This is a genomic window from Marinovum algicola, assembly GCF_900109145.1.
GTDB lineage: Bacteria > Pseudomonadota > Alphaproteobacteria > Rhodobacterales > Rhodobacteraceae > Marinovum > Marinovum algicola.
Map to the genome: position 1 here is coordinate 1 of NZ_FNYY01000031.1, position 21761 is coordinate 21761.

Consider the following 21761-nt stretch of genomic DNA (forward strand, 5'->3'; position numbering starts at 1 on the left):
TCGCCCTCGGCCACGACCGGCGTGATCGGCAACATCCAGGCGATCACCGCCGTGGTGATCGGCGGCATCTCGCTCTTTGGCGGGCGCGGCTCGATCCTCGGCGCGTTCTTCGGGGCGCTGATCGTCGGGGTCTTCGAACTGGGGCTCCGGATGGCCGGCGCCAACCCGCAATGGACCTTCCTGCTCATCGGTGCGCTGATCATCGCCGCCGTGGCCGTGGACCAGTGGATCAGAAAGGTGACAGCATAACCCAACCCATACTCAAAGGACGCAACCTCACCAAACGCTACGGCAAGGTGACGGCGCTCGACCGCTGCGACTTCGACCTCTATCCGGGCGAGATCCTCGCCGTGATCGGCGACAACGGCGCCGGCAAATCGACGCTGATCAAGGCGGTCTCGGGCGCAGTGATCCCCGACGAGGGCACGGTGGAGCTGGACGGCAAGCCGGTCAACTTCCACTCGCCGATCGACGCCCGCAACGCCGGGATCGAGACCGTGTACCAGACGCTGGCCATGTCGCCCGCCCTGTCGATCGCCGACAACATGTTCATGGGCCGCGAGATCGTGCGCCAGGACTTCATGGGCAAGTGGTTCCGAAAGCTCGACAAGAAGGAGATGGAGCGGTTCGCCCGCGAGAAGCTGTCGGAGCTGGGCCTGATGACGATCCAGAACATCAACCAGGCGGTCGAGACGCTCTCGGGCGGCCAGCGTCAGGGGGTGGCGGTGGCCCGCGCGGCGGCCTTCGGATCCAAGGTCATCATCCTCGACGAGCCGACGGCGGCGCTCGGCGTCAAGGAGAGCCGCAAGGTGCTGGAGCTGATCCAGGACGTGAAGTCGCGCGGCATCCCGATCATCCTGATCAGCCACAACATGCCGCATGTCTTCGAGGTCGCCGACCGGATCCACGTCCACCGGCTGGGCAAGCGGCTCTGCGTGATCAACCCCAAGGATCACAGCATGTCCGACGCCGTCGCCTACATGACCGGCGCCAAGGTGCCGGACGGGGCCCAGGCCGCCTGACCCCGCCCCGGGCCTGCCCCGGGGCCTCGCGGCCCCAAATGGCGCGGCCCCGGTTTTCCCCGGGACCGCCCGCCTCGATACCGCCCCCGCTCACGCCGCCGTGACGGCAGTGACAGATATTGGACAAACCGACCCCGCCACCCCACATTCGCTGCAACGGAGAAAACTGGAGGGGTCCGACGTGACATATGACAAATCCGCTGACGCGATCGCCGCGCTCAGCCCCGAGGAATACCGGGTGACGCAGGAGAATGGCACCGAGCGGCCGTTCACCGGCAAGTACAACGACAGCAAGGAGCTGGGGATCTACGTCGACATCGTGTCGGGCGAGCCGCTGTTTGCCTCCACCGACAAGTTCGACTCCGGCTGCGGCTGGCCCAGCTTCACCAAGCCGATCGAGCCTGCCCATGTCAACGAGCTGCGCGACACCACCCATGGCATGATCCGCACCGAGGTCCGCTCGACCCATGGCGACAGCCACCTCGGTCATGTCTTTCCCGATGGTCCGCGCGACCGGGGCGGGCTGCGTTACTGCATCAACTCCGCCTCGCTGCGTTTCATCCACCGCGATGACATGGAAGCCGAGGGCTATGGCAAATATCTCGATCAGGTCGAGGAGGTGACCCAATGAGTGAGACAGTGAAACGCGCCGTGCTGGCCGGCGGCTGCTTCTGGGGGATGCAGGATCTGATCCGCAAGCTGCCGGGGGTGACATCCACCCGCGTCGGCTATACCGGCGGCGACGTGCCCAATGCCACCTATCGCAACCACGGCACCCATGCCGAAGGGATCGAGATCAGCTATGATCCCGACCAGATTTCCTTTCGCGCGCTGCTGGAGTTCTTTTTCCAGATTCACGACCCGTCGACCCTGAACCAGCAGGGCAATGACCGCGGGATGAGCTATCGGTCGGCAATCTACTACGTGGACGAGGCGCAGAAAGAGGTGGCGCTCGATACCATTGCCGATGTCGACGCCTCGGGCATCTGGCCCGGCAAGGTGGTGACCGAGGTCGAGCCGGTGGGCGATTTCTGGGAGGCCGAGCCGGAGCATCAGGATTACCTCGAACGCTTCCCCGGCGGCTATACCTGCCACTTCCCGCGCAAGCACTGGGTACTGCCCCGGCGCTCTGCGGCGGAATAAGCCGGTCTGACGGCGAGGTCCCGGGGCACGCCCGGGACAGGCGTCGGTGTCCACCCCCGCCCCGGGCGCGACCCGGGGCCTCTCGCCACAGGCGGCCCGAGCTCGGCCCTGCGGACCCGGCCGGCGCCCCGGCACCTCGACCGCGCCCGCGCAGGGCCGCCGCGGCTGCATTGCTGTCGGCCGCGCTGCGGAAAGCGCGATCGCCCCTTGGAAATCCGCCGCAACCGACACACCTTACAGATATGACACATCACACGCCGGATTTCACCTTCGACAACAGCTACGCGCGCGAGCTTGACGGCTTCTATGTCCCCTGGGAGGGCGACAAGGTGCCGGAACCGCGCATCGTGTTGCTGAATGCCGAGCTGGCCGAGGCGCTGAACCTCGACGCCGATGCGCTCGACAGCGACGAAGGCGCGGCGATCCTCGCCGGCGCCCGCGCCCCCGACGGCGCCGAGACGCTGGCGCAGGCCTATGCCGGGCACCAGTTCGGTGGCTTCTCGCCGCGGCTCGGCGATGGGCGGGCGATCCTTCTGGGCGAGGTGATCGACCGCGACGGCAATCGCCGCGACCTGCATCTCAAGGGGTCCGGCCGCACGCCGTTTTCGCGCGGCGGCGATGGCAAGGCGGTGCTCGGTCCAGTGCTGCGCGAATTCGTCATCGGCGAGGCGATGCATGCGCTGGGCATCCCCACCACCCGCGCGCTCTCGGCGGTGACCACCGGCGAGACGGTCTGGCGCGAAAGTGCCAAGCCCGGCGCGGTGCTGGCCCGGGTGGCCGCCTCACACCTGCGCGTCGGCACCTTTCAGTTCTTTGCCGCCCGGGGCGAACGTGACCGGGTGCGCCAGCTGGCCGAGTACGCCATCGCGCGCCACGATCCCGCGCTGGCCGGCACGGACGACCGCTATCTCGGCTTTCTGCGCGCGGTGATCCGGCGCCAGGCGGCGCTGATCGCGCAGTGGATGCATGTGGGCTTTGTTCACGGGGTGATGAACACCGACAACATGACAATCTCGGGCGAGACCATCGATTACGGCCCCTGCGCCTTTATCGATACTTTCGATGCCAAGGCGGTGTTCTCCTCGATCGACCATGGCGGGCGCTATGCCTATGGCAAACAGCCGGTCATCGCGCAGTGGAACCTGGCGCGGCTGGCCGAGACGCTGGTGCCGCTGCTGCACGAAGATCAGGAAGAGGCGGTGCGTCTGGCCACAGAAGAACTCGAGGAGTTTCCCGAGATCTACTCCGCGCAGTGGCTCGACGGCGCGCGTGCCAAGATCGGGCTGACCGAGGGCGACGACAGCGACATCGGCTTCGTCAACGCGCTTTATGCCGCGATGTCGGGGCAATCCGTGGACCATACGCTGTTTTTCCGCCACTTGCCCGACGCCATCGCAGGCGATGAGACGGTGGTGACCGATCTTTTCGACGACGCCTCGGCGATCCGCGAATGGCTGCCGCACTGGCGCGAACGGCTGGCGCGCGAGGGCCGCGATCCGGCGGATCGCCGCTCGGCGATGGCGGCGGTCAATCCGATCTATATCCCGCGCAATCACAAGGTCGAAGAGGCGCTGACCGCGGCCGAGACCGAGGGCGACATGGGGCCGATCACCCGGCTGCTCGAGGTGTTGCGCGCGCCGTACCAGGAGCGCGCCGGGCTCGAGGATTACGCCCGCCCGGCGCCTCGGGATTTCGGCCCCTACAAGACCTATTGCGGCACCTGACACCCCGATGAAAGAACGGAGACACCATGGACAAATCCGTGCTCAAGACCCGCCTTCTCGAACTCACCCGCGCCGATTACGAAGCCGCGCGCGAGAAATACGAAACCCTCGTCGCCGAGGCCCGTGTCACCGGTGACGAGCCGCTGGATCACGATCAGCAGAGCCGGGCGGAATCGAACGGCGAGCTGGCTGCCGCCTGGGACGAGGCAATGCATGACGACGAGGCGCGGCTGCGCCGGCTGAACGAGATCGATTTCGGCGCCAAGGACGAGGTCACCGCCGGTGCCGCCGTCGAGCTCGATGGCCGCATGCTGGTGGTCTGCGTGGCGACACCCGAGTTTGATCTCGATGGCCGCAAGGTGATGGGCATTTCCCCCGCCGCGCCGATCTTTCGCGCCATGCGGGGCCTGGGCGCCGGCGACAGTTTCGAATTCAACGACACCCGCCACGAGATCACCGCCGTCTACTGACCCCGACCAGGAGTATCCGGTTTGCGCTTGCTCATCTCTGCCCTGATCGCGCTCTTGCCGCAGGCCCTCTGGGCCGGTTGCGAAGGCACCGACCTGCGCGCCGGCCTCTCGCCGGCCCAACAGGCGGCGCTGACGCAGGCGGCGGAACAGACGCCTTTTCCCGAGGGCAACCGCTGGCGCGCAAGTCGCGGCGACCGGGTGATCGATCTGGTTGGCACGATCCACATCCCCGACCCGCGGCTCGACCCGGTGATGGACCGGCTGACACCCGATATCGAACGCGCCGAGCGCCTGTTTCTCGAGGCCAACGCCGAAGACCGCAAGGCGCTGGAGCGCAATCTGGCAGCCGATACCTCGCTGTTGCTGTTGCAGGAGACCTCGCTGCCCGACCTGCTTGCGGAAGACGACTGGCAGGCGCTGGCCGAAGCCGCCCGCAGCCGCGGCATCCCGCCGGTGATGGCGGCCAAGATGCAGCCCTGGTATCTGTCGCTGGTGCTGGCGCTGCCGGGCTGCGCGATGGATCTGATGAAGGACGGTGGCGGGCTCGATGCGCGGATCGAAGCGGTCGCCACCGAGGCCGGGGTGCCGCGCAGCTCGATCGAGGCTTATGACACGGTCTTCCGGGTGTTCAACGAAGAGCCGCTGGAAGAACAGCTCGACATGCTGCGGCTTGGCGTCTTTCCCGAGGCCACCGGCGCCGATCTGCTGGTGACCACGGTCAACGGCTATTTCGACGAGGCGCATTCCGACAACTGGCAAGTGTCGCGGATGATGACCTTTGCCCATCTCGATCTGCCGGAAGCGCAGACCGAAGCGATGCTCGACGAGATGGAGGACAAGCTGCTGACCGACCGCAACCTGGCCTGGATCGAGGTGATCGAAGCGGCGCCGGAAGACCGCCTGATGGTGGCGGTGGGCGCGGCGCATCTGATGGGCGAGAGCGGGCTGCTCAACCAGTTGCAGCGCCGGGGCTACAGCCTCGAACGTCTGGAATTCTGAGGGCCGGGGATCAGCTGGCCAGGCCGCGCCCCTTGAGCAGCGCCTCGACGCCCGGCATGCGACCACGGAAGGCGAGATAGAGCGCCTCGGCCTCCTGCGAACCGCCGGCCGAGAGGATGTGTTTTTCCAGTTTCCGCGCCATTTCGGGATCAAAGGCGCCGCCGGCGTCTTCGAAGGCGGCAAAGGCGTCGGCGTCCATCACCTCGGACCACATGTAGCTGTAATAGCCGCTGGAATAGCCGTCGCCGGCAAAGACATGGGCGAAATGCGGCGTGGCGTGGCGCATGCCGATGGCGGCGGGCATCTCGAGCGCCGCCAGCACCTCGGCCTGTTTCGCCATCGGAACCGCCGGCGCCGCGCCTTCGTGAAAGGCCAGATCGACCAAGGCCGAGGCGACATATTCCACCGTCTGGAACCCCTGATCGAAGTTTGCGGCCTTGAGCACCTTGTCGAGCATTTCCTGCGGCATGGCGTCCCCGGTCTCGACATGGGTGGCAAAACGGCGCAGCACCTCGGGCACCTCGAGCCAATGCTCGAAGAGCTGGCTTGGCAGTTCGACGAAATCGCGCGCCACCGAGGTGCCGGCAACCATGTCGTAGGTGACATCCGACAGCATCTGGTGCAGCGCATGGCCGAACTCGTGGAACAGCGTCCGCGCATCGTCATAAGACAGCAGTGCCGGGGTGCCCTTGGCAAAGTTGCAGACGTTGACGACCACCGGGTGCTGCACCTTCGGGAACTTGCCCTGCATCCGCATCGCCGAACACCAGGCGCCCGAACGCTTGGAGCCACGGGCAAAGTAATCGCCGATGAACACCGCCACATGCGCACCACCCCGCGTCACCTCCCAAGCCCGGGCGTCGGGGTGATAGAGCGGCAGATCGAGCGCCCGGAACTCCAGCCCGAACAACCGGTTGGCACAATCGAAAGCGGCCTCGATCATCCGGTCCAGTTGCAGATAGGGCTTGAGCGCCGCGTCGTCGAGATCATGTTCGGCCTTGCGCCGTTTCCCGGCGTAGTAGCGCCAGTCCCAGGGTGCCAACGCAGCGTTGACCCCATCGGCGTGCATCCGCTCTTCGAGCAGCTGCGCATCGGCCTCCGCCTGGGCCCGGGCCGGCGCCCAGACCGCCGAGAGCAGCGCGCGCACCTTCGCAGGCGTGCCGGCCATCTCGGTTTCGAGCTTGTAGCTGGCGAAATCGGCGTAGCCCAGAAGTGCCGCCCGCTCCTGCCGCAGCCCGAGGATCTCGGCGGCAATCTCGCGGTTGTCGGTCGCCCCGCCACCGGCGCCGCGCGCCACCCAGGCCTTGTAGGCCCGCTCGCGCAGGTCACGCCGCGGCGAGAATTGCAGGAACGGCACGATCAGCGAACGCGACAGGGTGAGCACCGGGCCGGCGGCGCCGCGCTCCTCTCCGGCCGCGCGGGCCGCAGCCACGACAAAGCCCGGCAAACCCTCCAGATCGGCCTCGGACAGCGGCATCGACCAGTCGCGCTCATCCGCCAGCAGGTTCTGGGTAAAGCTGGTGCCCAGCACCGCCAGCCGCTGCTTGATCGCGGTCATCCGCGCCGCGTCGTCGCCCTCCAGCGCGGCCCCGGCGCGGATGAAATTGCGGTGCACCAGCATCAGCACGCGCGCCTGCTCGTCGTTCAGCCCAAGCGTCTCGCGGCGCTCCCAGAGGCTGCGGATGCGGTCGAACAGCGGCCGGTTGCCATAGATCGCCGCCGCATGGGCGGCCAGTTTCGGCGAATACTCCCGCATCAGCGCCTCGCGCGCGGGCGTGCTGTCGCTGCCGGCAAGGTTGAAGAACACCCCGGTCACCCGGTCGAGCGTCGCGCCACAGCGTATCAGCCCCTCGATGGTATTGGCGAAGGTCGGCGGCTCGGCGGCATCTGCAACTCCTGCGACCTCGGCCAGATCCTCGGCCAGCGCAGCCTCCAGGGCGGGGCCGAAATCGGCGTCCTCGATGGCGTCGAAGGGCGGCAGGCCGAAGGGGCCCGTCCACTCGGCCAGCAGGGGATTTGTCATGATGTGGTTCCTTTTGCTCCGCCACAGACCGGACATTCCGCGCGCCGTTTCAGGGCGATCTTGCGGGTCTCGGACCACAGCGCATCATAAATCAGCATCTCGCCCCGAAGCGGCGCGCCGGCGTCGGCCAGCACCTTGACCGCCTCGACCGCCATCATCGCGCCGACCACGCCGGGCAACGGCCCCAGAACCCCGGCCTCGGCACAGGAGGGCGCAAGGCCGGGGGCGGGCGGCTCGGGAAAGAGGCATTGGTAACAGGGGGTGCCGCGCGCCGGATCGAACACCGAAAGCTGGCCCTCCCATTGCGACAGCGCGCCGGAGATCAGCGGGATGCCGGCCCGCACCGCCGCCCGATTGGCCAGGTAGCGGGTGTCGAAATTGTCGGTGCCGTCGAGCACCAGATCGAATTCGGCGAACAGGTCATCGGCCACCTCTTCGGTCAGCCGCCGGTGATAGGGCAGCACCCGGGCATAGGGATTTTGCGCCATCATCGCGGCCCGGGCGCTGAACACCTTGGGCGTGCCGATATCGCCGTCACGGTGGATCACCTGGCGTTGCAGGTTGGCATTCTCGACCACGTCGTCGTCGATCACCCCGAGCGTGCCGACCCCGGCCGCCGCCAGATATTGCAGCGCCGGGGCGCCCAGCCCGCCGGCGCCGATCACCAGCACCCGCGCCCGGCGCAGCCGCTGCTGGCCCGGTCCGCCCAACTCGCGCAGCACGATGTGGCGGGCATAACGCTCCAGCTCCGCCTCGCCCATCGGCCCCTCCTGCGCCGCCGCCGGCGGAGGCGGCGCCTCCTGCCCCTGCGCCCGGGCCCGCACCCGTCCCAGCAGGTGGCGATAGGCCAGGATGACCGCGACAAAGCCCGCCAGCAAGAGCCAGAGCGCCGGCTCGCCGCCGGTGGCCGCCCGCAACGCATGCCCCTGGGGAAACAGGAACTGGATGCCCAGCACGGCGACAAACAGCAGCCCGATCAGCGGCCAGCGCGCCGCCCGGGGCAGGCCGAGCGCCCAGCCCAGGCCCCAGATCGCCGCCGCCAGCGCCAGAACCAGCAGCATCAGCCGGCCCCGGTAGAGCCAAAGCCCCCCGCCCCGCGCACGGTCTCGTCCAGGGTCTCGACCAGCGCGAAATCGGCCTGCACCACCGGCGCCAGCACCATCTGCGCGATCCGCATTCCGTGGGTGACCTCGAAATCCGCCTGCCCGGCATTGAGCAGGATCACCCCCAGCGGGCCGCGATAATCGCTGTCGATCGTGCCGGGCGCATTGGCCAGGGTTACGCCATGCTTCAACGCCAGTCCGGAGCGCGGCCGGATCTGCACCTCGTACCCCAAAGGCACGGCCAGGCGCAGCCCGGTGGGCACCAGCGCCCTTGCGCCCGGCGCCAGCACCAGGGGCCGCTGCTCCGGCAAATGCGCCCGGAGATCCGCCCCCGCCGCCCCCGCGGTTTCATATCGCGGCAGCCCCAGCGACACATCCGCGCCTTGGTCCCACATGATGTTCAAAGCAACCACGCCCTGTCCTTCTTCTCTTTCAAAAATACGCCATCCCGCCGTCTCAGCCCAGCGCCGCCGCCAGCCGTTCTGCCAGTCGCTCCGCCACCGCGCGCTTGCCCATGCGCGGCCAGGCCTCGGCGCCCTCGGAGGTGATCAGCGTAACGGCATTCTCGGCCCCGCCCATGATCCCGGTCTCGGGCCGCACATCGTTGGCGACGATCCAGTCGCAGCCCTTGCGTGCCCGTTTCGCAGTGGCATTTTCCACCACGTCATTTGTCTCGGCGGCAAAGCCCACCACCAGCCCGGGCCGCCCGGTCGCCATCTGCGCCACCGTGGCCAGGATGTCCGGGTTCTCGTCGAAATGCAGCGCCGGCAGCGTGCCGGCCTGTTTCTTGATCTTGCGGTCCGACGCCTCGCGGACGCGCCAATCCGCCACCGCCGCCGCGAACACCGCCGCATCCACCGGCAAGGCCGCCTGCACCGCGTCCAGCATCTGCCGCGCGGTCTCGACCCGGTGCAGCGCAACACCATCGGGCGGCGCCACATCCGCCGGACCGGTGACAAAGATCACCTCCGCCCCCAGCCGCAACAGCGCCTCGGCGATTGCCGTGCCCTGCGCGCCGGAGGACCGGTTTGCGATATAGCGCACCGGATCGATCGGCTCATGCGTCGGCCCCGAGGTCACCAGCACCCGCTGGCCCGCCAGCGGCCCCGCCGCGAAATGCCGCTCTACCGCCGCCAGGATATCCGGCACTTCCGAGAGCCGCCCGGGGCCGAATTCGCCACAGGCCATGTCGCCGTCATCGGGGCCCACCACGGTCACGCCGTCCGCTTTTAGCACCGCAAGATTGCGCTGCGTCGCCGGGTGCTGCCACATCCGCACGTTCATCGCCGGGGCGATCATCACCGGCGTATCGGTCGCCATCAGCAGCGTCGTCGCCAGATCGCCGGCCAGCCCGGAGCCCATCTTGGCCATCAAGTCCGCCGTCGCCGGCACCACCAGCACCAGATCGGCCACCCGGCTGAGCTGGATATGGCCCATCTCGGCCTCTTTCGTCAGGTCGAAGAGATCGCGGTGCACCGCCTCTCCGGCCAGCGCCGAGACGCTGAGCGGGGTGACGAATTGCTCGGCCGCGCGGGTCATCACCGGGGTCACCGTCGCACCGCGCTCGCGCAGCCGCCGGATCAGGTCGAGGCCCTTGTAAGCCGCGATTCCGCCGCCGATAATCAGAAGTATCCGCTTGCCCGCCAACATTCCCGGCCTCCAAAAACATCGCGCCGACCCTACGGCCTTTGCAATGAGACCCGCAAGGGCGGAAGAACCCGCTACCGGAAGGCCGCGCAGGGATCCTCGCGCGGCGCCGCCGGGGCAAAAACCACCTCGTCATGGCCGCCCTCGGGCACCACGTCCTCCTCGTCCTGCAACAGCACGTGCACCCGTGCCTCGGGCGCCACCCGCGCCAGTACGCGCGGCAGGCCCCAGTCGCGGCGCGCATGGCCGTTGCCGGTAATCACCGCCACCGGCCCGCCGGTCGCCGCCAGCGCCCGGACCACCGCCCGCGCCAGCGCCGCGTCGCGCAGCCGCTGCACCGCCACCATCGCCGGCAGCATCTCGTCGGGCAGCGCACCGCAATGCGCCTCCTGTTGCAGGGTCTCGCGCTGCGCCTGCTCGGCCGGGGGTAACGCCTCTGTCAGCCCGTACCGCCCGGCCTCATCGCCAAAGGTGGCAGCCAGACCGTCACGCATCGCCGCGCGCGCCGCCGCGCGGGGCACCGCCGCGCCAAGGATCCGCGCCTCGGGCGCCGCCGCAAACACCGGGTAATACATCGTGAAATCGGGCCAGCCGCTCTCGGCCCAGCCCAGCGCCTCTTCCAGGGCCGTCGGATCGCCGCGTAGTTCCGGCAGGGCGCGAGCCGCCTGTGCCTCGGTCAGCATCTCGAACACCAGCGCCGCCGGGACGATCTCGGTCACCCGCCGGGCCTGCTCGGCATGATGCGTCGGATTGTCGTGCACCTCGCCCAGGACATGCACATCAAAAGCCCCGGCCGCCAGGGCGACCGGGGTCAAACTCATCAACCAGACGAAAAACAGAATCCTCATGCGAGGAAGTCGTGAACTTCCTTGCTCTGGCCTTCAAGCGATTTCCGCATTTTCTGAAACGCCGCCGCCTCGAGTTGGCGAACCCGCTCTTTCGACAGGCTCAGCTCGCTGCCGAGGCTCTCGAGCGTGCGCGGCTTGTCACGGAGCTTGCGCTCCTGCACGATGAAACGCTCGCGCTGGTTCAGATCGCCCATCGCGGCCACCAGCCAGTTGCGCAGCTGCTCCATATCATGCTCAAGCTCGACCTGCTCGGCGGCCTGCGGGCCTTCGTCCTCGATGGTGTCGATCCATTCGCGGCCCTCGTCCTCGGTGGACTGGGTGGCGTTGAGCGAGAAATCCGAGCCCGACAGCCGGCCTTCCATCATCTCGACATCCGCCAGCGGCACGCCGATCTCGGAGGCGATCTTGTGACGCATCTGGTTGCGATCCAACTCGCCGCCCTCGGCCGCCGCTTCGCGTTCGATCCGGGCCTGGACCCGGCGCAGGTTGAAAAACAGCGACTTCTGCGACGAGGTGGAGCCGGTGCGCACCATCGACCAGTTGCGCATCACGTAATCCTGGATCGAAGCCTTGATCCACCAGACCGCATAGGTCGAAAAGCGTACCCCGCGGTCGGGGTCGAACTTGTCGGCCGCTTTCATCAGCCCAAGTCCCGCTTCCTGAATCAGATCGTTCATCGGTGCGCCGTAGCGCCGGAACTTCGAGGCCATGGAAATCGCCAGCCGCATGTAGGCCGTGATCAGCCGGTGCAGCGCAACCTCGTCTCGCTCGTCCCGCCATGCATAGGCGAGCCTGCGTTCGGTGTCCGCGTCCAGCAATTCGGCTTTCATGGCGGCGCGGGACAGTGTTCTGTCATCCAGTGCGTCGAGTGCCATTTCCATTCCCCACAATTCCGTAGATGTCTGGTTTCAAACACCAAAGGTACGGGTCCGGTTCCGGTGCGGACCAAAAATACTTGAAAAAACATTCGATTTTCAGCCGCGCGGCCCTAGCCGCATGGCGTCACCAATGCTGATGCGGATGCGAACAAAACTTTGTTGGACAAGAAAAATCCGCGTTTCTAACCTGCTCTGATGACAGATACGCTTCATATCGGCGATTACGCCTATTCCAGCTGGTCGCTGCGCGGCTGGCTGCTCTATCACCGCTTCGACATTCCCTGCCGGATCGCGGTGGTCGACTTCAACCGAGCAGAGAGTGTGGCCGCCCAGCTGGCCCTGCCGCCGGCCCGCACTGTGCCCTGTGCCGAGCTGTCGGGCGGCGGGCTGGCCTGGGATTCTCTGGCGCTCGCAGAAGAGCTGGCCTGCCGCCGTCCCGAGGCCGGGCTCTGGCCCACGGATCCGGTGCGGCGGGCCACCGCCCGATCCCTCGCCGCCGAAATGCATGCGGGCTTTGCCACTTTGCGGACGCTCTGCCCGATGAACCTGCGGCTGGCCTATGCCGGCGTGCCGGTGCCGGCACCACTGGCCGCCGATCTCGCCCGCATCGAGGAGATCTGGAGCTTTGCCCTCGCCCAATCCGGCGGCCCCTGGCTCTGTGGCGAATATTGCGTGGCCGACGCGTTTTTCGCACCGGTCGCCGCACGCATCGCCGGCTACGGTCTGCCGGTGGGCGAAACCGCCGCCCGGTATGTCGCACGCCACCTGTCCGATCCGGCCTTCCGCCGCTTTCGCGCCATGGGGCTGGTCCGGGGCGAGACCCTCGCGCGCTATGCCCAGGAACATGCCACCACCCAATGGCCCGGACCCGCGCCAGAGGCCGCGCAGGCGGTGGACAGGGGGTCTTCGGTCAATGACATCTGCCCCTATTCCGGCGCGCCGGTGGCGCATTTCCTGGGATTTCGCGGCCGGACCTGGGGGTTTTGCAACGCCTTCTGCCGCGACAAGACCCTGGCCGACCCCACCGCCTGGCCCGCCTTTGCCGCCTTGGTCGCGGCCGCGCGGTAACCTTCTCTCGCCCCTGTTAACCCTTCCTCAACCCTTCGCGCGGCACCTTGGTCAAGGCGTGAAAGGTTGAGGAGGTGGCATGATTGCGCGCGCCTATACGGTGGCATTCGAAGGCGTGACGGCACGCCCGGTCGAGGTGCAATGCGCCGTCACCCCGGGGCTGCCCGCCTTTTCCATCGTCGGCTTGCCTGACAAGGCGGTGTCGGAGGCCCGCGACAGGGTGCGCACGGCGCTGTCGTCGATGTCGATCGCCCTGCCGTCCAAGCGAATCACCGTCAACCTCTCGCCCGCCGACCTGCCCAAGGAAGGCTCGCATTTCGACCTGCCGATCGCATTGGGGCTTCTGGCGGCGCTCGAGATCATCCCCGAGGACGCCGTTGCCGGGATCGTGGCCCTGGGCGAGCTGTCGCTCGATGGCGGGCTGGTGCCGGTGATCGGCGCCCTGCCCGCCGCCATGGCCGCCGCCGAGGATGACCGCGCCCTGCTCTGCCCGCGCGCCTCGGGGCCAGAGGCCGCCTGGGTCGGCGCGACCCAGGTGATCGGTGCCGCCACGCTGGCAGACGTGGTGCGCCATTTCACCGGCCAGTCGCCCCTGCCCCCGGCCGAACCCGGCGAAGTCCATGCCGTCCCGGAGGGCCGTGATCTGCGCGACGTGCGCGGCCAGGAACGGGCCAAACGGGCGCTGGAAATCGCCGCCGCCGGTCGCCATCACCTGCTGATGGTCGGCACGCCCGGCTCTGGCAAGTCGATGCTGGCCGCGCGCCTGCCCACCATCCTGCCCGATCTCTCCGCCGCCGAGGCGCTCGAGACCTCGATGATCCATTCTCTCGCCGGGCTGCTCGACGAGGGCGGCATTTCCCGCGCCCGCCCCTTTCGCGAGCCGCATCACACCGCCTCGATGGCCGCCATCGTCGGCGGCGGCCGCGGCGCCAAACCGGGCGAGATCAGCCTGGCCCACAATGGCGTGCTCTTCATGGACGAGTTTCCCGAATTTCCCCGCATGGTGCTTGAAACCCTGCGCCAGCCTATCGAGACCGGCGAGGTCATGGTGGCCCGCGCCAATGCCCATGTGAAATACCCCTGCCGCTTCATGCTGGTGGCCGCCGCCAACCCCTGCAAATGCGGCTATCTGCCCGATCCGGCCCGCGCCTGCGCCCGGGTGCCGCAATGTGGCGAAGAGTACATGGGCCGCATTTCCGGCCCGCTGATGGACCGGTTCGACCTGCGCGTCGACGTGCCGCCGGTGTCCTTCGCCGATCTCGACCTGCCCGAGGGCGGCGACAGCTCGGCCGAGGTCGCCGCCCGCGTCGCCACTGCCCGCGCGGTGCAATCGGCGCGATATGCCGCGCTCGAAGACACCCGCGTCAATGCCGACATCCAGGGCAAGGCGCTCGAGGCCTTTGCCACGCCCGACACCGAGGGCCGGGCGCTGTTGTTGACGGCCGCAGAGCGTTTCGGCCTCTCGGCACGGGGCTATCACCGGGTGCTGCGGGTGGCGCGGACGATTGCCGATCTCGGCGGCGCCGACGACCTGCGCCGTCCACATATCGCCGAGGCGCTCAGCTACCGGCTTCTCGGGGCGAAAGACGTCTGATCCACTGCGCCAGATCGCCCAGCGTGGCCCGGCCTTCGGGCAGCAAGCTGTGCAGGATCGGCCAGACATGCGGCAGATCCCGGGTGATCGTCTCGGAGACTTCGACTCCCTGCGCGCGCAGCGACGCCGTCATCCGGCGGGTGTCGTCGAGCAGGATCTCGCGGTCGGCGGCGGTCAGCCAGACCGGCGGCGCGCCGGTGAATTCTGCAAACAGCGGGGAGGCGCGCGGGTCTGCGGGATCGGCGCCCTGAAGGTACATCTCGGCGATCTCATGACAGCGTTCCGCCGGCAGGATCACGTCGCTGCCGGCATTTCCGACGATGCTGTTGCCGGAATAGGTCATGTCGGTCAGGGGCGAAAAGGCAAACACCCCCAGCGGCTTGCGCAGGCCCTGCGCCAATATTCCGGCCAGCACCGCCAGGGCGAGCCCGCCGCCGGCGCTGTCACCGCCAAGCACCACGCCACCGGGATGATCCATCACCGCCCGGTAGCTGGCCAGCGCATCGTCAAAAGCGGCGGGAAAGGCATGTTCCGGTGCCTTGCGATAGCCCGGCAGCAGCGCCGGGCCGTCGGTGCGCCGCGCCAGATGCGCCAGCATGGCACGGTGGGTGCGCGGCGCGCCAAAGACATAGCCGCCGCCGTGAAAATAGAGCAGCAGCGGCCCGGGTCGGCCCCGGTCGACCCAGGTGGCCGGGCATCCGGCGATCTCGGCCGCGTCAAAGGCCGCACCGCGCGGCGGCCAGAAAAACAGCCGCGCATTGACCTCGAAGGCCCGGCGCAGGGTCTCGGGGTCGGTGGCCCGTGCCAGGCGCCGCCGCTCCGTCACCCGCAACCAGGGATTGAGGAGGCGGCGCATCAGGCTCACGCCAGCTTGGCCTCGATCGCCTGCCAGATCTTCTCGGCGACGTTGATCCCGTCGAAGCGCTCGAGCTCCTGAATTCCGGTGGGCGAGGTGACGTTGATCTCGGTCAGGTAGTCGCCGATCACGTCGATGCCGACAAAGACCTGCCCCTTGTCACGCAGCAGCGGCCCGATCTTCTCGCAGATCTCCTGATCGCGGGCGCTCAGCCCGATCTTTTCCGGGCGACCGCCGACATGCATGTTCGACCGGGTCTCGCCCTTGGCCGGCACCCGGTTGATCGCCCCGACCGGCCTGCCGTCGACCAGGATCACCCGCTTGTCGCCCTTGGTCACGTCGGGCAGATATTTCTGCACGATCAGCGGCTCGCGCGAGAAACTGGCAAAAAGCTCGTGCAGCGAAGCCAGGTTGCCATCGGCCTGGGCAAGCTTGAACACGCCGGCGCCGCCATTGCCGTAGAGCGGCTTGAGGATGATGTCGCCATGCCGGTCGCGGAACTCGCGCAGGGTTTGCAGATCGCGGGCGATGGCGGTGGGCGGGGTCAGCTCGGGGAAGTCGAGCACCAGCAGCTTTTCGGGGTAGTTGCGCACCCAGAAAGGATCGTTCACCACCAGCGTCTTGCCCTTCAACCGGTCGAGCAGATGGGTCGAGGTGATGTAATGCATGTCGAACGGCGGATCCTGACGCAGCCAGACCACGTCGAACTCGGCCAGATCGACCTCGCGCAGCGGGCCAAGATCGGCATGGTCGCCCTGCACCCGACGCACCGTGAGATCATGGCCCCGGGCGGTGATCCGCCCCTCCTGATAGGCCAGCTGGTCCGGCAGGTAGAAGAACAGCTCATGTCCCCGCGCCTGCGCCTCTTCGGCAAGCCGGAAAGTGCTGTCGGCATTGATGTCCACGGCCCCGATCGGGTCCATCTGAAAGGCGATTTTCATGGGCTGTTCCTGCTGATGTCCGCCCCTTACATGGCCCAAGGCCGGGGCGGGTTCAATGCCGCAGCCCCCATCAGTAGCCCAGCAGCGCACCCTCCATGATCTCGATCCGGCCCTGGCCGTCCATCAGCGCCGCGTCAAAGCGCGCCGCGCTGTCGAGCCCGGCCGGACAATCGGCCAGAAATTCCGCCGCGGCGGCGTGGATGCGCGCCACCTGTCGCGGCGAAATGCGGGCCAGCGCGCCGTCGAGATCGCGGGCGGTCTTGACCTCGACAAAGACGAAACCACCGGCGCCATCGCCAAACACCAGATCGATCTCACCGCCCTTGCCGCGCCAGCGGCGGGCGACGGCGGTATAGCCCGCCGCAAGATAGCGCCGCGCGACGGCCTCTTCGGCGCAGGTCCCCGCGCGGTGATTGCGCTCTCCGCGCCGGGCGCGCGCGGCGCCGATGTCGTCATTTTCGAGTTCCGGTGGCATTGCCGGCCCCTCCGGCGTCAATCCTTCGCCAAGCCTAGGGCCATCTGATAAACAATCCGTTTCTTTTGCCCGTATCCCTTGGCCACCACATCCGCCGCGTCGCGCACCGACATGGTTTCCAGTGCCTGACGCAGCGCGGTTTCGATGTCTTCCGCGCTCTCTGCCTGGGCCGCGCCCCGGCCGATCACCACGGCAAATTCGCCGCGCGGCTCGGTTTCGGCCAGGCGATCCGCCAGCTCGCCCAGCGGCGCGCGCTGCACCTCTTCGAATTTCTTGGTCAATTCCCGACAAGCCGCCGCCGGGCGGTCGGCACCAAGCGCATCGCGGGCATCGGCCAGCATCGCCGCCACCCGGCGCGGTGATTCGTAGAACACAAGCGTTGCCGCCACGCTCGAAAGCTCTTCCAGCGCCTTGCGCCGGGCCGCACCGGACGACGGCAGGAAACCGGCAAAAAAGAACCGGTCGGTGGGCAATCCGGCGACATTGAGCGCCGCCAGCACCGCCGAGGCGCCCGGTACCGCCGTCACCGCCGCGCCGGCCTCGCTGGCGGCCCGCGCCAGGTCAAATCCCGGGTCGGAAATCAGCGGCGTTCCGGCCTCGGAGGCATAGGCCACCGATTGCCCCTCGGAGAGCGCCGCAAGCAACCCGGGGCGTATCTTTTCCCCGTTGTGCTCGTGATAGGCGCGGATCTGGCGTCCGTTCAGCGCCACCCCGTGCAGCTCCATGAGCCGGCGTAAGGCGCGGGTGTCCTCGGCCGCCAGCACATCGGCCCCGGCCAGCACATCCAACGCGCGCAGGGTAATGTCGCGGGCGTTGCCGATCGGCACCGCCACGAAATAGAGCCCGCCCGGCAGTTTGCGGGCGTCTCTCTGCCAGTTCCGCCCCTCTGTCACATTCGCCACTGGACCCGCCTCGCTCTGTGTTTATTATCGCGGCGAACCGCACGGCTCCGGCCGCGCCACCCAACCGCGAAGTGAGATAGACCATGTTTGCCGTTTTGTCTGCCGCCCGCAAGCGGCTGCGCCTGCCGCGTTTTGCCCGCGGTGCTGCCGCCACGCTCGGCCTGATCGCTCTCGCCGCCTGTGAGCCGGTGCAGATCGGCGGAGTCGGCGGCGGCACGGGACCGCGCATCAACACCAGCCGGCCGGTGCCAGTGGCGCTGCTGGTGCCCAAGAGCGACGCCGGCGCCGGCGCGGTGGCCCGCGCGCTGGAAAACGCAGCCAGGCTCGCCGTCGCCGATCTCGACGGGGTCCAGATCGACCTGCGGGTCTATGACACCGCCGGCAATGCCGCCACTGCCGCCGCCCAGGCGCAACAGGCGGTGGACGCCGGCGCCAAGATCATTCTCGGGCCGTTGTTCGGCGAAGCCGCCAACGCCGTGGGCGTGCAGGTGGCCGATGACAACGTCAACGTGCTGAGCTTTTCCAACAACCCCTCGATCGCCGGCGGCAATGTCTTTGTGCTTGGCCCGACCTTCCGCAACACGGCCGACCGCCTGATGGGTTTTGCCGCGCGCCAGGGCAAACAGTCGGTGACCGTCGTCTACCCCGACAATGTCGAGGGCCAGTTCGGCAAGGGCGCCATCGAAGCCGCCGCCGGCGCCAATGGCGTGCGGGTCGTGGCTGCCGAAGGCTTTGATTTCTCGCAGCAGGGCGTGATCGCCGCAATGCCGCGCATCGCGGCCGCCGCCCGGCAGTCCGACGCGGTCTTCCTGACCTCGAACGCCGCTGGCGCGCTGCCGTTGCTGGTGCAGCTGCTGCCCGAAAACGGCATCAGCCCGGACGCCACGCAATACATCGGCCTCGCCCGCTGGGACGTGCCGGCGCAAACGCTGTCGCTGCCCGGTGTCCAGGGCGGCTGGTTCGCGCTGCCCGATCAGACCCGCACGGCGAATTTCGCGTCGCGTTACCAGGGCGCCTATGGCACCGCGCCGCATCCGCTCGCGGGCCTCGGCTTTGACGGCATCGCCGCCATCGGCGCGCTGGTCGGCGCGGGCAAATCCGACGCGCTGACCGCGACGGCGCTGACCCAATCCTCGGGCTTCCAGGGCACCGGCGGCATTTTCCGGCTGCGCGCGGATGGCACGAACGAACGCGCGCTGGCAGTCGCCACCGTGCGCGACAACAAGGTGGTGATACTTGACCCAGCGCCCAATCGATTTGGCACTGCCGGTTTCTGAACCGGTTGATACGACCCTACTTGAGACCATGCTGATCTGCCCCGCGGCGCGCATCTTCGATGCCGCCGCGGTTGCGGATCTGATGGAGGACTTCGACAGGACCGATCCGGCCGCCTTTCGCAAGGCGCTGGTCGGGCAGCTGCTTCAGGCCCGCAAGGCCGGCATGGCCACCATTGCCGAGGCCCTGCGCGCCCGCCCGCTCGAGGCCGAGGCCGCCAAGCGCAGCTATACCTGGCTGACCGACGAACTTGTCCTGAGCGCCTGGCGCGCGGCAACCGAATATCTGCACCCGCTGTCCAACCCCACCGATGGCGAACGGCTCGCGCTGATTGCCGTGGGCGGCTATGGCCGGGGCGAGATGGCGCCCTATTCCGACGTCGATCTGCTGTTCCTGACGCCTTACAAGATCACCTCCTGGGCCGAGAGCGTGATCGAATCGATGCTCTACATCCTCTGGGATCTGCGGCTCAAGGTCGGCCATTCCTCGCGCACGATCCGCGATTGCATCCGGCTCGGCGGCGAGGATTTCACCATCCGCACCGCCCTGCTCGAACACCGGCTTCTGGCCGGCGACGCGGCGCTGGCCGCCGATCTGTCGCGGCGGCTAAACAATGATCTCTTCAAAGGGTCCGAGCGGGAGTTTGTCGAGGCCAAGCTCGAAGAGCGCGACACCCGGCACGAAAAGCAAGGCGGCCAGCGCTACATGGTCGAACCCAACGTCAAGGAGGGCAAGGGCGGGCTGCGCGACCTGCAATCGCTCTACTGGATCGCCAAATACGTCCATCACGTCGCCCATTCCAGCGAACTGGTCCGGCTCGGCGTCTTCGAGCCCGAGGAATACGAGGGCTTCGTCAAGGCCGAAACCTTTCTCTGGGCCACCCGCTGCCACCTGCACCTCGTCTCCGGTCGACCGCAGGAGCAACTGACCTTCGACCTTCAGGTCGAAGTCGCCGCCGCCATGGGCTATCAGGACACCGGCGGGCGCCGCGCGGTCGAGCATTTCATGCAGGATTTCTTCCTGCATGCCACCGAGGTCGGCGACCTGACCCGTATCTTCCTGACCGCGCTGGAGGCCGACCACACCAAGGGGCCGGCCCTGCTCGAACGGATTTTCACCCGGAAGACCAAGGTCAAGACCGGCTATACCGTCACCCATGGCCGGCTGGCGATTGCCGACGAAGCGGCGTTCCTGTCCGACAAGCTCAACATGCTGCGGCTGTTCGAAGAGGCGCTGCGCTCGGATCTGCTGATCCATCCGCATGCCATGCGGCTGGTGAAATCCAACCTGCAACTGATCGACGACGGCATGCGCCGCGACCCGGCGGCCAACAAGCTGTTTCTCGATCTGCTGCTGAAACACGGCAACCCCGAGCGGGCGCTGCGACGGATGAACGAGCTGGGCGTGCTCTCGGCCTTCATCCCCGAGTTCGCGCCGATCGTGGCAATGATGCAGTTCAACATGTACCATCATTACACGGTGGACGAACACACCATCCAGGTGATCCACCACCTGGCCGAGATCGAGCGCGGCGAGCTAGGTGAGGAGCTGCCGGTTTCGACCGAGATCATCGAGAAGGGCATCGACCGCCGGGTGCTCTATGTGGCCCTGCTGCTGCATGACATCGGCAAGGGCCGGGACGAGGATCATTCGATCCTCGGGGCACGGATCGCCCGCATCGTGGCACCGCGGCTGGGGCTGAACCGGAAAGACAGCGAAACCGTCGAATGGCTGGTACGCTATCACCTGCTGATGTCGGATATGGCGCAGAAACGCGACATCGCCGATCCCCGCACGGTGCGCGATTTCGCCAAGGCGGTGAAGTCGGTGGATCGGCTCAACCTGCTCTGCGTCCTGACGGTCTGCGACATCCGCGGCGTCGGCCCCGGCACCTGGAACAACTGGAAGGCGGCACTGCTGCGCGCACTCTATCGCCAGACCCGGCGGGCGCTCGAGGACGGAATGGAGGCGCTCAACCGCGAGAACCGCGGCACCGAGGCCAAGAAGCACCTGCGCCGGGCGCTCACCAACTGGCCCCCCAAGGACATCAAGACAGAGACCGGACGGCATTATCCGCCATATTGGCAGGGTCTTCACATCACCGCGCATGTGGTCTTTGCCAATCTGCTGCGCGGGCTCGAGGATGACGCCATCGCCATCGACGTCCATCCCGACGAGGAGCGCGACGCCACCCGCGTCTGCTTTGCCATGGCCGATCACCCCGGCATCTTCAGCCGGATGTGCGGCGCGCTGTCTCTGGTCGGGGCCAATGTGGTCGATGCGCGGACCTTTACCACCAAGGACGGTTTCGCCACCGCCGCCTTCTGGATCCAGGACGCCGAGGGCGCGCCTTACGAGGCCAGCAAGCTGCCGCGCATGCGTTCGATGATCCACAAGACGCTGATGGGCGAAGTGGTCACCGGCGAGGCGATCAAGTCGCGCGACAAGATCAAGAAACGCGAACGCGCCTTCCGGGTGCCGACGCATATCACCTTCGACAACGACGGCTCCGAGATCTACACGATCATCGAGGTCGACACTCGCGATCGGCCCGGGCTGCTCTATGACCTGACCCGGACGCTGGCCAACAACAACGTCTATATCTCTTCGGCGGTGATCGCGACCTATGGCGAGCAGGTGGTCGACAGCTTCTACGTCAAGGACATGTTCGGCCTGAAGTTCCACGCGCCGTCAAAACAGAAGGCGCTGGAACGGAAGCTGCGCGAGGCGATCGAGAAAGGCGCGGAACGGGCCGCGTCCTGAGCCCAAAGGCAAACCGCGCCACCGCCGGCA

Annotated in this window: 21 protein-coding genes; 11 read left to right on the top strand and 10 right to left on the bottom strand. The window is 67.6% G+C overall.

The annotated features are described in order from the left end of the window. The 7 genes from BMW90_RS23895 to BMW90_RS23925 all read left to right on the top strand — a co-directional run. On the top strand, positions 1-249 hold a 249-nt coding region (locus BMW90_RS23895; protein WP_139211511.1), incomplete at its 5' end, for an ABC transporter permease subunit. Next, positions 225-1022: an ATP-binding cassette domain-containing protein gene (locus tag BMW90_RS23900; RefSeq protein WP_244526607.1), complete on the top strand. Its 798-nt coding sequence runs from the start codon at positions 225-227 to the stop codon at positions 1020-1022. The genes BMW90_RS23895 and BMW90_RS23900, both read left to right, overlap by 25 nt. Before the next feature lie 181 nt (positions 1023-1203). After that, on the top strand, positions 1204-1653 hold the full coding sequence (gene msrB / locus BMW90_RS23905; RefSeq protein WP_074840029.1) for a peptide-methionine (R)-S-oxide reductase MsrB: 450 nt from the start codon (positions 1204-1206) through the stop codon (positions 1651-1653). Next, a complete protein-coding gene (msrA, locus tag BMW90_RS23910) occupies positions 1650-2165 on the top strand; it encodes a peptide-methionine (S)-S-oxide reductase MsrA (protein WP_048533025.1) in 516 nt (171 codons plus the stop codon). Before msrB ends, msrA begins: the two co-directional genes overlap by 4 nt. A gap of 242 nt (positions 2166-2407) precedes the next feature. Continuing rightward, positions 2408-3889, top strand: a complete 1482-nt coding sequence (locus tag BMW90_RS23915; protein ID WP_074840031.1) for a protein adenylyltransferase SelO — start codon at positions 2408-2410, stop codon at positions 3887-3889. Between the two features lie 26 nt (positions 3890-3915). Further along, positions 3916-4359 (top strand): hypothetical protein, encoded by a 444-nt coding sequence (locus BMW90_RS23920; RefSeq protein ID WP_074840033.1) that lies wholly within the window; start codon positions 3916-3918, stop codon positions 4357-4359. 21 nt (positions 4360-4380) lie between these two features. Further along, entirely contained in the window at positions 4381-5358 is a 978-nt protein-coding gene (locus BMW90_RS23925) for a TraB/GumN family protein (protein WP_074840035.1), read from the top strand. A 10-nt stretch (positions 5359-5368) separates the two neighbouring features. Here the strand turns inward: BMW90_RS23925 and BMW90_RS23930 are convergent, their stop codons facing one another. From BMW90_RS23930 to BMW90_RS23955, 6 genes are all read right to left on the bottom strand, one after another. Beyond that, entirely contained in the window at positions 5369-7381 is a 2013-nt protein-coding gene (locus BMW90_RS23930; protein ID WP_074840037.1) for a M3 family metallopeptidase, read from the bottom strand. Beyond that, the gene (locus tag BMW90_RS23935) at positions 7378-8442 is read right to left on the bottom strand and encodes a HesA/MoeB/ThiF family protein (protein ID WP_048533031.1); all 1065 of its coding nucleotides are present in this window, start codon (positions 8440-8442) and stop codon (positions 7378-7380) included. Before BMW90_RS23935 ends, BMW90_RS23930 begins: the two co-directional genes overlap by 4 nt. Further along, entirely contained in the window at positions 8442-8879 is a 438-nt protein-coding gene (gene dut, locus BMW90_RS23940) for a dUTP diphosphatase (RefSeq protein WP_048533032.1), read from the bottom strand. The genes BMW90_RS23935 and dut overlap by 1 nt, the downstream gene beginning before the upstream one ends. A 61-nt stretch (positions 8880-8940) precedes the next feature. Continuing rightward, positions 8941-10134 (bottom strand): bifunctional phosphopantothenoylcysteine decarboxylase/phosphopantothenate--cysteine ligase CoaBC, encoded by a 1194-nt coding sequence (coaBC, locus tag BMW90_RS23945; protein ID WP_074840038.1) that lies wholly within the window; start codon positions 10132-10134, stop codon positions 8941-8943. Positions 10135-10205: 71 nt separating this feature from the next. Further along, on the bottom strand, positions 10206-10979 hold the full coding sequence (locus BMW90_RS23950; RefSeq protein ID WP_074840040.1) for a ChaN family lipoprotein: 774 nt from the start codon (positions 10977-10979) through the stop codon (positions 10206-10208). Then, entirely contained in the window at positions 10976-11854 is an 879-nt protein-coding gene (locus BMW90_RS23955; RefSeq protein WP_048533982.1) for an RNA polymerase factor sigma-32, read from the bottom strand. The genes BMW90_RS23950 and BMW90_RS23955 overlap by 4 nt, the downstream gene beginning before the upstream one ends. A 198-nt stretch (positions 11855-12052) precedes the next feature. Between BMW90_RS23955 and BMW90_RS23960 the strand changes: the two genes are divergently transcribed. Both BMW90_RS23960 and BMW90_RS23965 read left to right on the top strand, forming a co-directional pair. After that, the gene (locus tag BMW90_RS23960) at positions 12053-12925 is read left to right on the top strand and encodes a glutathione S-transferase (RefSeq protein ID WP_074840041.1); all 873 of its coding nucleotides are present in this window, start codon (positions 12053-12055) and stop codon (positions 12923-12925) included. Between the two features lie 79 nt (positions 12926-13004). After that, complete coding sequence (locus BMW90_RS23965) at positions 13005-14519, top strand: YifB family Mg chelatase-like AAA ATPase (RefSeq protein ID WP_074840043.1); 1515 nt, start codon at positions 13005-13007, stop codon at positions 14517-14519. On the opposite strand, the gene BMW90_RS23970 is transcribed toward BMW90_RS23965, so the two are convergent. The 4 genes from BMW90_RS23970 to rsmI form a co-directional block, all read right to left on the bottom strand. Next, positions 14485-15375 carry an alpha/beta hydrolase gene (locus BMW90_RS23970; RefSeq protein ID WP_244526608.1) on the bottom strand — a complete coding sequence of 297 codons (891 nt, stop codon included), beginning with the start codon at positions 15373-15375 and terminating at the stop codon, positions 14485-14487. The genes BMW90_RS23965 and BMW90_RS23970 overlap by 35 nt on opposite strands. Before the next feature lie 5 nt (positions 15376-15380). After that, positions 15381-16316 carry a glutathione synthase gene (gene gshB / locus BMW90_RS23975; protein WP_048533038.1) on the bottom strand — a complete coding sequence of 312 codons (936 nt, stop codon included), beginning with the start codon at positions 16314-16316 and terminating at the stop codon, positions 15381-15383. Between the two features lie 70 nt (positions 16317-16386). Next, entirely contained in the window at positions 16387-16791 is a 405-nt protein-coding gene (locus tag BMW90_RS23980; RefSeq protein WP_074840047.1) for a YraN family protein, read from the bottom strand. Between the two features lie 17 nt (positions 16792-16808). Beyond that, positions 16809-17684 (bottom strand): 16S rRNA (cytidine(1402)-2'-O)-methyltransferase, encoded by an 876-nt coding sequence (rsmI, locus tag BMW90_RS23985; RefSeq protein WP_244526612.1) that lies wholly within the window; start codon positions 17682-17684, stop codon positions 16809-16811. Between the two features lie 92 nt (positions 17685-17776). Here rsmI and BMW90_RS23990 point away from each other — a divergent pair, with 92 nt between their 5' ends. Next, a complete protein-coding gene (locus BMW90_RS23990; protein ID WP_048533040.1) occupies positions 17777-18970 on the top strand; it encodes a penicillin-binding protein activator in 1194 nt (397 codons plus the stop codon). A gap of 28 nt (positions 18971-18998) precedes the next feature. Then, entirely contained in the window at positions 18999-21731 is a 2733-nt protein-coding gene (locus BMW90_RS23995) for a [protein-PII] uridylyltransferase (protein ID WP_083416193.1), read from the top strand. Positions 21732-21761 lie beyond the last annotated feature (30 nt).

Coding starts and splice junctions, on each gene's coding strand:
- BMW90_RS23930 (WP_074840037.1), bottom strand. CDS start 7,381: ATGACAAATCCCCTGCTGGCCGAGTGGACGGGCCCCTTCGGCCTGCCG.
- BMW90_RS23990 (WP_048533040.1), top strand. CDS start 17,777: ATGTTTGCCGTTTTGTCTGCCGCCCGCAAGCGGCTGCGCCTGCCGCGT.
- BMW90_RS23935 (WP_048533031.1), bottom strand. CDS start 8,442: ATGCTGCTGGTTCTGGCGCTGGCGGCGGCGATCTGGGGCCTGGGCTGG.
- BMW90_RS23915 (WP_074840031.1), top strand. CDS start 2,408: ATGACACATCACACGCCGGATTTCACCTTCGACAACAGCTACGCGCGC.
- gshB (WP_048533038.1), bottom strand. CDS start 16,316: ATGAAAATCGCCTTTCAGATGGACCCGATCGGGGCCGTGGACATCAAT.
- coaBC (WP_074840038.1), bottom strand. CDS start 10,134: ATGTTGGCGGGCAAGCGGATACTTCTGATTATCGGCGGCGGAATCGCG.
- BMW90_RS23920 (WP_074840033.1), top strand. CDS start 3,916: ATGGACAAATCCGTGCTCAAGACCCGCCTTCTCGAACTCACCCGCGCC.
- BMW90_RS23995 (WP_083416193.1), top strand. CDS start 18,999: ATGCTGATCTGCCCCGCGGCGCGCATCTTCGATGCCGCCGCGGTTGCG.
- BMW90_RS23955 (WP_048533982.1), bottom strand. CDS start 11,854: ATGGCACTCGACGCACTGGATGACAGAACACTGTCCCGCGCCGCCATG.
- BMW90_RS23970 (WP_244526608.1), bottom strand. CDS start 15,375: ATGCGCCGCCTCCTCAATCCCTGGTTGCGGGTGACGGAGCGGCGGCGC.
- BMW90_RS23950 (WP_074840040.1), bottom strand. CDS start 10,979: ATGAGGATTCTGTTTTTCGTCTGGTTGATGAGTTTGACCCCGGTCGCC.
- dut (WP_048533032.1), bottom strand. CDS start 8,879: ATGTGGGACCAAGGCGCGGATGTGTCGCTGGGGCTGCCGCGATATGAA.
- BMW90_RS23965 (WP_074840043.1), top strand. CDS start 13,005: ATGATTGCGCGCGCCTATACGGTGGCATTCGAAGGCGTGACGGCACGC.
- BMW90_RS23960 (WP_074840041.1), top strand. CDS start 12,053: ATGACAGATACGCTTCATATCGGCGATTACGCCTATTCCAGCTGGTCG.
- BMW90_RS23980 (WP_074840047.1), bottom strand. CDS start 16,791: ATGCCACCGGAACTCGAAAATGACGACATCGGCGCCGCGCGCGCCCGG.
- msrA (WP_048533025.1), top strand. CDS start 1,650: ATGAGTGAGACAGTGAAACGCGCCGTGCTGGCCGGCGGCTGCTTCTGG.